Genomic DNA, 13,793 nt, shown 5'->3' with positions numbered 1-13,793 from the left:
AATTGAATGAGCAAGTCAATACAATATCTCGTTATCCACTGCACGGCCACCCCGGAGGGGCGTGAGGTGAGCGCGGACGAAATACGCCGCTGGCACACTGCGCCCCCTCCTGCAGGCCGTGGTTGGAAACAGGTAGGCTATACAGACATGGTGCACTTGGACGGACGCGTGGAACGACTCGTTAATAACAACGAGGACGCTAATGTTGATCCATGGGAGGTGACCAACGGTGCTGCAGGCTATAACAGCGTGAGCCGACATATTGTGTATGTGGGTGGCTGCGACAAAGCAGGGAAGCCGAAGGATACGCGCACCGAGGCGCAGCGCGAAGCGTTGAAACGCTATGTGGAGGACTTCCACGCGCGGTTCCCGCAGATTCGCATCGTTGGACATCATGAGCTGAACCCCGGCAAGGCGTGCCCGAGTTTCGATGTTCCAACTTGGCTGCGCTCGATAGGCATCAGACAAGTTTAACGATAAAAACCAACGACAATGGCAGAGACAATATTCCAAATCCTGCAATGGGCTATCCCTTCGGGCGGTATCGGTGCTGCCATTGCCTGGATTGCGAACCGCCGCCTCAGAACGGTGGAAGAGAAGAAGAAAGTGGAAGACACCTACAAGCAGATGTATGACATGGTCAGTGCTGAACTTGTGGGGCTTCATAAACAAAACCGCATCAATTATGAGAAAATGGAAGAACTCCGCGGCGAGAACGACAAGACACGCCGTGCCCTCAACCGCCTCTCGCGGGCTATCGAGGCTATCCAGCTCTGTCCTCATCGTGCTGCTTGCCCTGTCAGCGGTGAGCTGTCGCTCAGTGAAGACAGCGACAAGGGAAAGCCGCACAGAACACGTCAGCGCAGTGAAGGAAGCCGAACGGCAGACGAACATCCTCAAGTGGTGGCAGCAGCGGGTGACGGTGCCCGAGTCACGGGTGACGCTAAGCGTAGCTGAAGACAGTCTTGCCCTTCTGCCCGCAGGTGCAGGCTACACGGCTCGCCGGGGACAGGCGCATGTGAAAGTGAGCCGACGGCCCACGACAGACAAAGGAAGCCCTGCACGGATTATCATCGAAGCCGGATGCGACAGTCTTGAGGTGCAGTGTGCACGCTACGAGCAACGCATCGAAGAGATGCAGGCGCAGCTGTCAGCTGCAGAGCAGGTGATGACTACGCAGAAAGAGGTAATCAAGACGCAGCAGCCCTGGAGTTTGAAAAGATTATTCACCGCCTTTATCGTCGGGTTGGCGGCCGGCATAGTATCAACAATTTTAATAAGAAAAAAGATATGGCAAAAAGTGTTTTAGACGGAACCAACCTCATCCTGAGCGTTGACGGCAAGGCCCTCGGTTTCTCAACGGGCTGTAAGGTCAGTACATCTACGGAAACCGGTGAGCGCGTGACCAAGGAAGCCGCAAGCGGCAAGTGGAAGGAAAAGTATGTAAAGAGCTTTTCGGAGAGCATCTCTGCTGACGGTTGTGTGTTGACCGATGGTGATGATGATACGCCAACTTATGATCAGCTCAAAGAAAAAATGCTGAAAGGCGAGCCCGTCGATGCTGCCTACGGTCTGCGCGATGGTGACAAGCGTACAGGTAAGGCAGCCGGTGGCTACAAGGGCAAGTACATCCTCACCTCACTGGAACTTGACGGTCAGGCAGGCGATGATGCAAAGTACAGCGTAAGTCTTGAGAACTGCGGTAAGGTGGAGAAACAAGGGAATGGACTGACAGAAGCAACGACACCCAAGCAGGGTGGCGGCGGCCATTCATAATATTAATAAGGTTACGTTATGAAAAAGCAAATTCTTAAACTGACGGTCGGCGGCAAGGAATATCCCTGCCGCGTGACCATGGGCGCAATGATGCGTTTCAAGCACATGGTGGGTAAGGATGTGAGTGAGCTCAAGCAGACCGACATCCGCGAACTCGTGCAGTTCATCTACTGCTGCGTGCAGAGTGCATGCAAGGCCGACGATGTGACCTTTGAAATGGACTTCGAAACCTTTGCAGACTCCCTGGAACCCGACAGCCTGAATACTTTCTATGCTCAGGTGGGCGATGCCGAAAAAAAAACGACGGTGAAACCCCTGCCGTAGGCATTGAGGAACTGCAAGGAATTGCGTTGGGGTGCATGGGAATGAGTCTGGATGACTTCTGCCGGTGCACCCCTTCGGAGTTTCAGGCGGCCTGGCAGTCTTGGCATGAATGGCACGAGAATGAGCAGCACGGCGAGTGGGAACGCCTGCGCATGGCATGCCTCTGTATGCTGCAGCCTTATTCAAAGCATACGCTTTCGGCCGAAGACGTGATGCAGTTCCCATGGGAGGAAGATACGAAAGAAAAGGAACGGGAAGATGTGAGCGAAGAAGAATTGAAGCGGCGGTACCGAGAAGCCAAGCGTGCTGCAGGACTGAAATAAAAAACGTTATTTGTGTTTCATTACACCGATACAAAAGAGCAGGCCAAAGGTAACTACCACAAGACAGATGGCCACGGTGAAGACCGAAGCAATGGGATGCTCGCTGATGAGTCTGAAAACGGGTGTCCAATGAATCGCTGACATCAATAATATAAATTGGTTGTTGGGACAAAGATAATAAAAAAACAAGAAACAATGGCAAAAGAAGTCAGTTTTTTAATCAAGATACATGATGACGGCGGTGCAAAGCGCGTGACGGCCAATGCTGAAGAGGTGGGCCGGGTGATACGCAGTGTGCAGGACGAAGCGGAACGGTTGAAGCGTGACGTGCTTACATGGTCGGAGGCAGCGCAGGCCGTCGGCGTACTGCAGAATTCGATAAATGAGCTGCGCGGAGTATTGCAGGATCTGACAGAGGCCTATCAGGTGCAGTTGGTGGCCGAGACACAGCTGGATACCATCATGCGTCAGCGCATGAACAGCACGGACGAAGAGATACAGCATGTCAAAGACCTGTGTTCTGCCCAGCAGGAATTAGGCGTCATCGGTGATGAAGTACAGCTCAGCGGTGCCCAGCAGATGGCAACTTTCCTGAAACAGAAAGAGAGCCTTGACGTGCTGATACCGGCCATGAACAACCTCATTGCCCAGCAGAACGGCCTCAATGCCACCAATCAGGATGCCGTGGGCATCGGTAACATGATGGGTAAGGCCATGCAGGGGCAGACGGCCGTGCTGCAGCGTGTGGGTATCACCTTCGATGAAGCGCAGGAACGTGTGCTCAAGTATGGTACGGAGAGCGAACGTGCTGCAATGCTGGCGGAGGTGATTACGGCCAATGTGGGCAACATGAATGCAGAATTGGCCAAGACCGATGCCGGCAAGCAGAAGCAATTAGAGAACACGTTAGGGGATATCAAGGAAAAGCTTGGGAGCATGGTGCAGGGCGCGATGCCCTTTGTGACGATAGCTGCACAGACCATGATCTGCGTGGCCGGCTGCGTCAAGCTGATTACCTCCCTGCAGGCATTGGGTGCAGCATTCAGCCTGACAGCTGTCAAGGGACTCGCCTTGGCCGTACATGAAAAGGTCGTGGCAACGGCACAGAACATCATGTCGGCAAGCGGGTACACAGCAGCTGGCGGCACGCTGGCGCTGAGCGTTGCCGTGACCGCCCTGTATGCCGCACTCACTTTAGGAATTTCGGTTGTCATCACCGGACTGGTAAGCCTGTTCGGTCTCATGGGTGATGAAGCCGAGGATACGGCTGAGAGCGTAGATCAGCTCAAGGAGAGCGAAGATGCTTTCAGCCGGGCATCGTCGGATGTGCGTGCAGAACTGGATTTAGAGATCAGCCGCCTTGCCTCGCTCATCCACAATCATGAGAATGCAGCCAAGAAAGTATCGGAACTGAACAAGAAGTACGGCGAGAGCTTCGGATATCACCGCACGGCGGCCGAATGGTACGATACGCTGATAGAGAAGAGCAAGGTCTACTGTGCACAGATGGGCTATGAGGCACAGGCAAAAGTACTGTCCTCACAGATAGCTGCAGCGCAGTTGGAGAAAGAAAGCAAGGAGGCTGAACGCCGTCAGTTGGGACAGCAGTTCTTAGACAAGAACGGCAGAAGCCACTACAACTGGGAAACCACGGACGGCGGCAGGGACTATTACGACCGATTGGGTGGCGAGATAGACACCCTGAACACGAAGATAGGTGGCTTGCAAACACGTTATGACTCCTGTATCTCACACATGATATCGGCACAGAAGCAGCTGGAGAGTTCGCGCAAGTCGACGAAGCTTACAGGTGGCAACATGAACGATGCCACGACCGAGGAACTCAAGCAGGAGATTGAGGAAAAGCAGCAGGAAGTGGCCCGGCTGAAAGGCGATGCCACGGCTGAACGCCAACGCCTGAACAAGGAAATAGGCCGGATGCAGAAGGAGGTGAACCGTCGTGATGCCGTGAACAAACGCGAGCAAGGCGTTTCGACAGGGAAGAAGACAGGAAAGATAGCAGGCACTTCAAAGACAGGAAAGCCTGTGAAAGTTGCTAAAACCCTTGACGACGTGACCAGGAATGTTTCCTACTACGAGGCACAGCTGAAGAAGACCGATAAGGCTGACACCGCAAAAATACAGAAGCTCACCCGACTTATTGCGAAATACAAGGAATTAGGCGCAGTCATACAGGCCGAAATCGCCGAAGCCGGCCGTCCCAAGGAATTGGACACGCTGGGAAAGATAGATGTGGAAATACAGCGCCAGCAGCAACTGCGCAAGAAAGCCGGCAGGAATCAGCTTACGGCCATAGACAGCGAAATCAAGCGTTTGAACGCGCTTCGAACGGCATTCGAGGACAGTTCACACGTGGGTTTGCGTCTTGACGAGATAAAGACTTATGAACAGCTGGATGGCGAAATTGCCTTTTATACAAAAAAACTCAAGACGGCTACGGATACCGAGCGTGTGGAAATACAGAAGCAGATTAATGCCCTTGGTGACCTGAAGAAGAAGTGGGACGAAACCCTTGCCGGTCTGAAGGCTCCGGAGGATATCAGTCGCTTGAACACGATGGAGAAGCTCGACGAAGCCATTACCTACTATCAGGCAAAGCAGAAGAAAGCCTCGGGAGAAGAGATAAACACCATTGGTGCAACCATTGTAGCGTTAGAGCAGAAACGGGAGGCACTGAACCGCATGACACGCCTGCCTGAAATGAATGCCGAAACTGCAAAGCTGGACGGCATGGATGCAAAAGAGTTGAAGATGGAACTCAAGGTAATGGGCCTTGACGGTGTGAAGAAGCGCATCAAGGAACTTCAGGACATGCTTGCAGATACGAAGCATCCGCTTGATAAAAGTCAGCGCAGCGAGGTCGAAAAACTCATTGGATCGTATGGACAATATGAAAAGGTGCTGAAAAAGAGTGATGTGCATCTGACAGACCTATGGGGTAACACGAAAGGTGTAGCCGGTGGTATTTCGTCAATGACAAACGCCCTCGAGGGCGGGCGCAACGCATGGGAGACACTCGCGGGCGTGGTAGATGGTGCCATACAGATTTTTCAGGGCATTGCAGGCGTAGTAGACCTTATCAAGGCCATGACAGTTACGACACAGATGAGTTCGGCAGCCAGTCAAGTGAAAACTGCTGCAACAACCAGCGAAACCGCAGCGACAGCAACACACACTGCTGCCACGGCTGCTGATACGGCTGCGACAATTACCAACACTGCTGCTAAAAGTGGTGAAGCCATTGCCAGTGCTACAGCCAGCGGTGCAAGCATGCCTTTCCCTTATAACCTCATTGCCATTGCCGCAGGTGTGGCCGCTGTCGTTGCTGCCCTGGCATCCGTCAGCGGTGCCTTTGCAAATGGTGGCATTGTGGGCGGCTCCTCACCAAGCGGCGACAAATTGCTGGCTCGTGTGAACTCGGGCGAAATGATACTCAACGGGGCGCAGCAGAGTCGCCTCTTTAACTTCATCAACGGTGTTACACCGTTTGCCGACGGTGGCATCGTTTACGGACCAACACTCTCGATCATGGGCGAATATGCCGGGGCACGGTCAAACCCGGAGGTAATTGCACCGCTGAATAAGCTGAAATCGCTCATCGGCGGTGAAAGCAACGGTGGCGGACGATTGGAGGCCAAGCTGCGTGGCCGTGACCTCGTTCTGGCACTGGCCAACGAGACACGTATCAGCAGACGGAAGACAAATATCAAACTGTAAAAAGATAAAAATGTACATACACGGACACTTCTATAACGAAAAGAACGAGCGCATAGAGGTACATATCCTCACTCGGGGCGACCGCACGAATGAAGTTGAAATCGGTACCGAAGGCTGCGGCGTCAGCTGGACGGATGACCCCGTTGAGATTGAAAGCCAGGTCAGCGACACCTTTGATGTACTGCTCAAATATCAGGCTACCGTACGCCTGCTGGTAAAGAATTTCATTCCCGACCTGTTCTGTGCTTCCTGCCGTGATGCTGTAGTAAATATCTATCGCGAGGGAGAATGCCTCTTTGCCGGCTTTATAGAACCGCAGGCCTATTCGCAGTCTTATAATGAGGAAGAAGACGAAATAGAACTCAGCTGTATCGACGTGCTGACGGCCCTGCAATATGGCAAGTACAGGAATATCGGCGTGCAGGGTATCACCTATAAGGAGGTGAAAGAGAAAGCGGGACAGCGCAGCTTCTTAGATATCATCCGTGAGCTGCTGTCTGGTCTGTCGGATAATCTTGATATTCAGGGTAGGAAGAGCCTGGCCTGCTACTATGACGGCAGCATCGGGGTAAGCAAATCGGAGAATGCGTTCGGTATTTTCTCACAGATAGGCATTCATGAGCTGTTGTTCCTCTCGGATAACGAAGACAATGTGTGGACGGCAGAAGAGGTGCTGACGGAACTGCTGAAGTACCTTAACCTGCACATCGTACAGCAGGGCTTTTCTTTCTATCTGTTTTCATGGGAGAATGTAAAAAAGGCAGAAAACATCGCATGGAAAGACCTTTACAGCAACAAGCCTCTGACTACACCTCACAGACTGATAGGGATAACGACCGATAAGGTCTCAGGCACGGATACCACCATCAGCGTCGGCGAAATCTACAACCAGCTGCTGCTGACCTGTAAGGTTGAGAAAATGGAAAGTCTCATCGAAAGCCCGCTGGAGGAAAGTGCGCTCGGGAGTTATTTCGCAGCACGGCAGAAATACATGTCAGAACTGATCAGCTTAGGCGATGGAAAACGGGCTTACAGAGGTTTCAGAGATTTGGTGCTTGAAGGTGATACCGACTATGATGATGGAAGCATCGTGGATTGGTATGTGTGGTTGAAGCACCATGTTTCGTGGCGTTTCCCTATGCATGTCGGCACTGGCAGCGGTGAGGAACTCATGGTTCACTTCGGCCGTGGCGGTAAGGACCAGCAGGCGTTGCTGCAGTGGCTCGGCAAGAATCTTGGGGCAGCGCTCGTTTCCTATGGCAAGGTGGAGCGGGCCATGGCCAGAAAAGACAACAGCCCCGTGTCGAAAATCAACATGGACAATGTCCTGGTGCTGTCGGTGAACGGTAATGGAAAGAACAGTGCTGCAGAAGCATATCCGAACGAGTCTGCTCTTCGCAGTACCATTCCTTATGCCACTTATGTGAGTCAGCATTCCGGGGGGATGTTTTCTCCTGTCGATGAGGAGACAACGAACTATATTGTGTTTTCAGGAAAAATGCTCCTGAACCCCCTCGTGAAAGTAACAGCCAAATACCACGACCTGCGGACTAAGGAATGGGTGTTCATGCCGTTCGGCGGAACACCACCTGAAGGCAAGGTTGACGTAAGAGGGAATGTGACAAAGAACAAGAAGGGAGACAGACTCTACTATACGCGCAAGTTCTGGAAACAGACATACTCGGACCCTAAACATAATGAAGAGGCCCACTGGGACGAAAGTGGCGATAGTGGGTGGTATCCATTCACAGACACTACCCCCGAGCTGTATGAGTTCAAGTACAGCAGCGTGGGTGACGGAACTGATAAAATCAGCAAGGTAGGACTCATAGCCTGTATGCTTATCATCGGTGACAAATGCGTCGTTGAGACAGGAAGCGGCTCGCAGATGGAAGATTTTGAGTGGCGCAAGTACAAGGAGCGCTCGGAGTGCAGCAGTGATGACGAATACTATCAGCAGAGTTTCACGATAGGTTTTGACCCAAAGATTGGTGATAAACTGATAGGCCACGAATACAGCCTGCAGAACAACATCAGCTGGAAGCATGGCGTAGACAGTGAAGGTATGGCTATACCTATTCGGAAACGAGACCATGTGAGCGGTGCGGTAAGGTTTATCGTCCTGGGTCCGGTGAATGTGCTTTGGAGTGATATCACACGCCGTCATCCTACATTCTTCAGACATACCAAATGGACCGAAGATGCCATTCCGCTGCTGGCACACGTGAGTTCCATACAGATAAAGTCTTTCGAGGTGAAGGTGGTGAGTGACAATGGGAAGACGGAACTGCTCGGGGATGATCATGACATCGTATATATGAGTGCTGCACAGAGTTCCTTCTGCAACCGCAAGGATGACCTTGAGTTCAAGGTTACCTCTGCCCTGACGCATGATGAATGCATGCAGATAGGTGTCAAGAATGCCCTCTGTCTCTCTACTCCCGTAGACGCTGCCAGCGGTGACGGTATACTCATGCTCTACAGTCGGATGACAGACAGCATGGCCAAACCCGAGCAACTCTATGTGAACAGCTACTATCAGGAATATCATGCGCCCCGGGTGATCATGACACAGCACATGACGGATATCCGCGGAGGGTTTGTAGACCCGTTTGCACACTATAGGCATAATTTTCTAAACAAGAACTTCTTTGTGCAGGGCATCAGCAGAAACCTTGCAGAGGGAACGGCAGAACTGACATTAAAGGAAATAGACAGCAATGATTGATATCAAGATGTTTGCCCGAAAGCGGGCTGAGGGAACCGGCAGGGGTGGCAGCACGACGCCCTGGGCACAGAGTGACGACGTGCGGCATGCACTGTCGGCAGACAAGGCTACGTTTGCAGAACAGGCAGACAAGGCACTGCAGGCAAACGATGCAGCCCGGGCCGCCTATGCCGATAAAGCGCGGGCCTTGGCGGAGGACAGCCCTGCATACGATGAATTCCTGCGCAAGGATAAGGAAGATACAGCCAAGGAATTGATAAATTTCCTCAAAGGAGTCACTATCGGTGACATTAAAATCAGTTATGATGAGAAAAATGGCGCACTTTCACTGACACGTGTTTCGGATACAAGAAAGGCTGCGGGACTGTATGCTACAGGTGGATTGACGGCATTCGGTGCAGGCACGGCACAGGGTGGAGGTAGCGAAAGTGGCGGTACAAGCTATGAGCGTTTGGACCGTTGGAACGACTACACTACTGCAAAGGCGGCAGCCGTCCTCTCGGCGTTCCTCGGTAACGACCTCAATGAGCGGCTGAAACGCGTAGAGGCCGGAGCACTCACCTCGGTGGATTGGTCGATTATAAAAAATAAACCCACGTCCATGCCTGCAAGTGACGTGCCTGCATGGGCCAAGGCAGCGACAAAACCATCATATGCCTGGAGTGAAATCACGGGTAAGCCGAGTGCGTTCAATCCGTCTGCACATTCGCACTCCTTTGCATCGTTGACACAAAAGCCTACGACCCTGCAGGGGTACGGTATCACTGATGCTGCAAGCATATCACACACGCATGCTTTTTCTGCATTGACAAACAAACCTACAACCGTAGACGGCTACGGTATCGTTGATACATTCAAGACGCACAGAGAAGTCAATTTCGCGCCTGACGAGGCTGGCTATTATGCTGTGATGACTACAAAGAGCGGAATTGGCGATGATTGGAGACATATCATTTCGATGGACTGGTCTAAAAATGACAGCGTGAACTGGATTAGTCAACTCGCACTCCCTACGCAGCGAAATGAAAGCGTATATTATCGTAAGAACGAAGCTGATGGCAAGCAAATCAAAGATGCGAAGTGGATAAAAATATGGGACGAAAAGAACCTGACGAAACTGTCCCAGTTGACCGATGATGTTGTAAGTGGAAAATATTTGTCGCTTGCTGGTGGAACGCTTAATGGCAATCTAAATATATTAGACAATAAATTATACGCTTGGAATATATCCGGGGAAAATTCTGCTTTTAATTTTTCACATGCAATTCGTTTAGGACATCAGAATTATAATAGATGTAAGTTTTTCGAATATGGAGGTGTCTTCGAGTTTTACAAGTCTGATGATGTACAGAACAATGATGAAAGCGGTGCAAAACTCCTTGGCAAAATAACAGAGAAAGGCTGGGAGGGTAATGCTTCAACGGCAGATACTATCAATGTCAAGGGACAGCAGAATAGGCCTCTGAAAGGCACGGAAATGCCACCACCTGGACTAAATGTCTATAATATATATGAAAACGGCTATCCTTTCGCGTATGGAAATTTACTGTCGATTAAAGGATACGGAGGAAGTGAGCTCGCTATGCAGTGGCAAGCTAACTCAGATGTCGGAAGAATGTTATATCGAAGCAAAAGAGATGTTGGAGGCTGGTCAGATTGGGCAACGATAGCATATTTAACAGATAATGTTGCTTCTGCAACAAAATTACAGAACATGCGCACATTGTGGGGGCAGAATTTCGACGGTACAGGAGACATTATAGGTGCACTTGGCAGTGTGACTGGTATTAACAACATACTGTACTTTGCAGGAAACAATGTAGGGATAGGTACTAATGCCCCTATCTGCAAACTTGATGTGAATGGCTCTGCCCGTGTAATGGAAGACTTAAGCATTGGCGGATACCTGAATCTTTCAAATAACAAGGGCCTTCAGCTACGTCTTAAGGACGGTACTGCCAGACGCGCCTTGTTTGTTTCAGATTCTAATGTTGTTTATGTTGGAAGTGCAGATTTCCCTCTGTATACGCTTTTCGAGGGAAGCGAGTTACAATTTAACGTGTACAACAACGGCTGGCAGAACGCACTAATTCTTAGTAGGGATAAGAATGCAACTTTTTACGGTAACGTGTTGGCGCAAGGTGGCGTAACGGCCTACACTACGTCCGACAGGCGTTCGAAAGAAAACATCAAGGCTGTAGACAGCATGAAGATCATCCGTAGTCTTGGCGGTACGTGGCAGTTCGATTACAAAGACACGGGCAAGCATGGCATCGGTTTTATTGCGCAGAGTGTCCGGGAGAGTATGTTGAAAAGCATGGTCTATGCAAGCGACGATGGCTATCTGAAACTGAACTACCTTGACACACGACTTATTGCACTCGCGCTCGGAGCAGCAGTGCAGGTGGACGATAAGGTCGAGCGGTTGAAGAAGCGGATAAAAGTGCTTGAAACAGAAATAGAACAATTAAAAGGAGGTGAGAAATGAGCATAGTAAATGGTATTATACAGGCCCCCGTCAGCATCGCAGATGTGAAGACTGTTTTGGGCGAAACAAGCAACGACCTTGCAACACTTTGCAGGAGCGATAAAATCAACATGTGGGCGAAGTTCAAGCCTATTGAACTGAATAAACCCTTTACCTCTGACGAGTTCGATTTTGAAAATAGAAAATGGCGTGACAATGCGACGTGGTTCAAGGGCGCAAATTTTGAGGAAGACGGCATCTGTGGCATGAAAGTCGCACACAGCAGCAGTTTACAAAGCCTTACGGATTTATACGATAAAGGTAAGGCTGACTGGGAGCACGTGAAAGTAGGTACTACCTTTGCATGTCCTTACCGTCTGTCTGATTTTATAGGCTACAAGCACGCTGCGACTGCACCTTTCAAGGCTCCGACTATCACGAGCAAGACGCACGAGAGCGGCAGCGTTGTAGCTGTTATGATGATGAAAAACGCGGGGCTTGAATACGAACTGACAATGAAAGACCTCGGCGTGCTGTCGGAAGCGTATTTCGGCCTTGCACTGAAAAACAATGCGGGGCAGATTGCTTATTTCAAAACCTCGGAAACTCCGCTTAAGGACGGAGGGTCGTTGGTCGAAATAGGAAACGGCAATCTTGCGGTAGGCAATTACAAGGCCTACATCTTTTTATGCTCCTCTGCTCTCGCATTCAATACCCCTCCAGTACAGGCAAAATACTTTTCAATTATAGATTTTCATCCGACTGCGGTGAGCATTATTTATAATGAACAGCAAATAAAGGAATACTTCACTATCACAGCGCGCGAGGCTATCAAGGGAAGTATTGTTGTAGAGGTTAAGATAAAAGACAGTTATAAACGCACTTCTAATAATAAAGACTTAGATATAATTCTAAGATTTACATCAAGCAAACTCGGCTCACAGATGCAGGCAGGCGAGCAGGCTTACACGTTTGCAAACCTCGAAGCGGGCAAGGAGTACACGCATATCTTTGATGACTTGAAAGAGGGGCAACACTACAAGATAGAATATACCTTTATGGGCATAACGCAGGAGATATATGTTCTTCAAATAAACTAATTCAATAAAAAATACAACTATGGAAGTAAAAGTAAAAGCAATTGCAGGCTTCAAGGCGAGCGTTGAAGCAGTAGGTACAGGTACGACTATCAAAGCTATCGTTTCGGTTGAAAACGACAAGTATGCAAACATCGAAAACGGAAGTGTAAGCAGCAACGAGGGTAGCAAAGAACTGCTCGCAACTTTCGCGCATTTCGGAGGTATCAACATCAGCTATCTGACTACCGATGAAGACGAAATCATCAGCGTGGTCACAGATGTGACGCACTTCGTGAAGTACTGCAAGGCAAACGCTCAGAAACTCGGTACAGTCAGTGCAACAGAAGCAAAAGAAAAGTAAATAACAAAGTAATTTAGTAAGAATTAAAGTAAAAATGAAAGTAAAAACGATTAAGGCAGTTGAAGCCTACAGAGCATTAAAAGCATTGAAAGTTGCAGGCATGAGTGATGAAGCCATGCTCGCAGTGTGGAAGAACCTCAAGGCCTTGCGCCCTGTCTCGGAGGCTTACGACAAAGACATCGAGGAGGTGCGTACAACGCTTCAGGACGAAGAGTTTGAGAAGATGCAGCAACGTGTGAAAGAGGCGCAGGAACTTGAGCGACGGGCAAAGGAAGAGGTGCGCGGTATGACCGAGGCCGAAAAGTGCGAAATAGCTGAGATAAATGAATGGTTTGCAGCGTGGAACAAAAAAGGCGAGGAGTATCTCAAATCGTTAGCTGAAAAAGAGGTCGAAGTTAAAATCGACCCGCTCGATGCTGCAGAACTCCTCAAGGCATTCAAAGGCTCGGACAGAACGTTCGAAGATGCAGAAAAACTTGATTGGCTTACGATGTAGTATATAGCCAATTTAATAATCATCCCGGGGGGGGTAGAAAAAAGAAGCCCCCGGCCTGTTAATAGTCATCTCACCTACATATTAACGCAATACGAAGTACCGCACGACCGGGGGCAAATACCCTTGTCGCGGCACTTCTTTTTTTGCGCTTATGTAAGTGAGATGATGCAAAGATACAAATTTTATTGAATATGAAGATAATAGACATCTTGAAATTTAACAGGGAATTGATAAAAAGGCTTCGCGAGGCCGGTATACGCTTGAAAGATGAGCGATATATAGATCTTTATAATGATTATACAGAACTACGTCGGCACGGTGAGAAAGTATCCTATATCGTATTGGTATTGTCAACCCGCTACGCCGTGAGTGAGCGTACCGTGTACAGTCTTATTAAACGGATGAACCGTGAGTGTAATGTATTTGCAGTATGATTGTAGATGAATATTCTTTCTCTTTACTGGATATGCCGACCTTTGCAAGCCACTAAAAAACAAAAAT

Annotated in this window: 14 protein-coding genes; 13 read left to right on the top strand and 1 reads right to left on the bottom strand. The window is 49.8% G+C overall.

Annotated features, from left to right (window positions below):
* Positions 1–6: 6 nt before the first annotated feature.
* Genes EL210_RS00565 through EL210_RS00540 form a run of 6 tightly spaced genes read left to right on the top strand, consistent with a single transcriptional unit; the run spans position 7 to position 2,423 of the window.
* On the top strand, positions 7–474 hold the full coding sequence (locus EL210_RS00565) for an N-acetylmuramoyl-L-alanine amidase (protein ID WP_018921197.1): 468 nt from the start codon (positions 7–9) through the stop codon (positions 472–474).
* Between the two features lie 18 nt (positions 475–492).
* Positions 493–957, top strand: a complete 465-nt coding sequence (locus tag EL210_RS00560; RefSeq protein WP_126370179.1) for a hypothetical protein — start codon at positions 493–495, stop codon at positions 955–957.
* Positions 938–1,309, top strand: a complete 372-nt coding sequence (locus EL210_RS00555) for a hypothetical protein (RefSeq protein WP_036889875.1) — start codon at positions 938–940, stop codon at positions 1,307–1,309. Before EL210_RS00560 ends, EL210_RS00555 begins: the two co-directional genes overlap by 20 nt.
* Positions 1,291–1,776 carry a phage tail tube protein gene (locus tag EL210_RS00550; protein WP_126370177.1) on the top strand — a complete coding sequence of 162 codons (486 nt, stop codon included), beginning with the start codon at positions 1,291–1,293 and terminating at the stop codon, positions 1,774–1,776. The genes EL210_RS00555 and EL210_RS00550 overlap by 19 nt, the downstream gene beginning before the upstream one ends.
* An 18-nt stretch (positions 1,777–1,794) precedes the next feature.
* A complete protein-coding gene (locus EL210_RS00545; protein ID WP_126370176.1) occupies positions 1,795–2,100 on the top strand; it encodes a hypothetical protein in 306 nt (101 codons plus the stop codon).
* Positions 2,101–2,135: 35 nt separating this feature from the next.
* Complete coding sequence (locus tag EL210_RS00540; RefSeq protein WP_197721030.1) at positions 2,136–2,423, top strand: hypothetical protein; 288 nt, start codon at positions 2,136–2,138, stop codon at positions 2,421–2,423.
* A gap of 6 nt (positions 2,424–2,429) precedes the next feature.
* On the opposite strand, the gene EL210_RS13485 is transcribed toward EL210_RS00540, so the two are convergent.
* Positions 2,430–2,567, bottom strand: a complete 138-nt coding sequence (locus EL210_RS13485) for a hypothetical protein (RefSeq protein ID WP_155951738.1) — start codon at positions 2,565–2,567, stop codon at positions 2,430–2,432.
* A 51-nt stretch (positions 2,568–2,618) separates the two neighbouring features.
* Here EL210_RS13485 and EL210_RS00535 point away from each other — a divergent pair, with 51 nt between their 5' ends.
* The 7 genes from EL210_RS00535 (at position 2,619) to EL210_RS00505 (ending at position 13,726) form a co-directional block, all read left to right on the top strand.
* Complete coding sequence (locus EL210_RS00535; RefSeq protein ID WP_126370175.1) at positions 2,619–6,161, top strand: coiled-coil domain-containing protein; 3,543 nt, start codon at positions 2,619–2,621, stop codon at positions 6,159–6,161.
* A gap of 10 nt (positions 6,162–6,171) precedes the next feature.
* Entirely contained in the window at positions 6,172–8,889 is a 2,718-nt protein-coding gene (locus EL210_RS00530; RefSeq protein ID WP_232000396.1) for a hypothetical protein, read from the top strand.
* A complete protein-coding gene (locus EL210_RS00525) occupies positions 8,882–11,377 on the top strand; it encodes a tail fiber domain-containing protein (protein ID WP_025879877.1) in 2,496 nt (831 codons plus the stop codon). The genes EL210_RS00530 and EL210_RS00525 overlap by 8 nt, the downstream gene beginning before the upstream one ends.
* Positions 11,374–12,456, top strand: coding sequence for a hypothetical protein (locus EL210_RS00520; RefSeq protein ID WP_004378112.1), 1,083 nt, complete (start codon positions 11,374–11,376; stop codon positions 12,454–12,456). Before EL210_RS00525 ends, EL210_RS00520 begins: the two co-directional genes overlap by 4 nt.
* Positions 12,457–12,475: 19 nt before the next feature.
* Positions 12,476–12,796 carry a hypothetical protein gene (locus EL210_RS00515; protein WP_004378113.1) on the top strand — a complete coding sequence of 107 codons (321 nt, stop codon included), beginning with the start codon at positions 12,476–12,478 and terminating at the stop codon, positions 12,794–12,796.
* 34 nt (positions 12,797–12,830) lie between these two features.
* Positions 12,831–13,292, top strand: coding sequence for a hypothetical protein (locus EL210_RS00510; RefSeq protein ID WP_126370173.1), 462 nt, complete (start codon positions 12,831–12,833; stop codon positions 13,290–13,292).
* Between the two features lie 191 nt (positions 13,293–13,483).
* The gene (locus EL210_RS00505; RefSeq protein ID WP_025879922.1) at positions 13,484–13,726 is read left to right on the top strand and encodes a hypothetical protein; all 243 of its coding nucleotides are present in this window, start codon (positions 13,484–13,486) and stop codon (positions 13,724–13,726) included.
* Positions 13,727–13,793 lie beyond the last annotated feature (67 nt).

Origin of the sequence: Segatella oris (assembly GCF_900637655.1) — a bacterium.
Classification (GTDB): Bacteria; Bacteroidota; Bacteroidia; order Bacteroidales; family Bacteroidaceae; genus Prevotella; species Prevotella oris.
The sequence above is the reverse complement of the archived record's forward strand: the minus strand, read 5'-3'. Positions and strand labels throughout refer to the sequence as shown.

What these genes read in the sequence shown, in the direction of transcription:
- EL210_RS00565 (WP_018921197.1), top strand. Translation starts at nt 7, where the DNA reads ATGAGCAAGTCAATACAATATCTCGTTATCCACTGCACGGCCACCCCG.
- EL210_RS00560 (WP_126370179.1), top strand. Translation starts at nt 493, where the DNA reads ATGGCAGAGACAATATTCCAAATCCTGCAATGGGCTATCCCTTCGGGC.
- EL210_RS00550 (WP_126370177.1), top strand. Translation starts at nt 1,291, where the DNA reads ATGGCAAAAAGTGTTTTAGACGGAACCAACCTCATCCTGAGCGTTGAC.
- EL210_RS00545 (WP_126370176.1), top strand. Translation starts at nt 1,795, where the DNA reads ATGAAAAAGCAAATTCTTAAACTGACGGTCGGCGGCAAGGAATATCCC.
- EL210_RS00540 (WP_197721030.1), top strand. Translation starts at nt 2,136, where the DNA reads ATGGGAATGAGTCTGGATGACTTCTGCCGGTGCACCCCTTCGGAGTTT.
- EL210_RS13485 (WP_155951738.1), bottom strand. Translation starts at nt 2,567, where the DNA reads ATGTCAGCGATTCATTGGACACCCGTTTTCAGACTCATCAGCGAGCAT.
- EL210_RS00535 (WP_126370175.1), top strand. Translation starts at nt 2,619, where the DNA reads ATGGCAAAAGAAGTCAGTTTTTTAATCAAGATACATGATGACGGCGGT.
- EL210_RS00530 (WP_232000396.1), top strand. Translation starts at nt 6,172, where the DNA reads ATGTACATACACGGACACTTCTATAACGAAAAGAACGAGCGCATAGAG.
- EL210_RS00525 (WP_025879877.1), top strand. Translation starts at nt 8,882, where the DNA reads ATGATTGATATCAAGATGTTTGCCCGAAAGCGGGCTGAGGGAACCGGC.
- EL210_RS00520 (WP_004378112.1), top strand. Translation starts at nt 11,374, where the DNA reads ATGAGCATAGTAAATGGTATTATACAGGCCCCCGTCAGCATCGCAGAT.
- EL210_RS00515 (WP_004378113.1), top strand. Translation starts at nt 12,476, where the DNA reads ATGGAAGTAAAAGTAAAAGCAATTGCAGGCTTCAAGGCGAGCGTTGAA.
- EL210_RS00510 (WP_126370173.1), top strand. Translation starts at nt 12,831, where the DNA reads ATGAAAGTAAAAACGATTAAGGCAGTTGAAGCCTACAGAGCATTAAAA.
- EL210_RS00505 (WP_025879922.1), top strand. Translation starts at nt 13,484, where the DNA reads ATGAAGATAATAGACATCTTGAAATTTAACAGGGAATTGATAAAAAGG.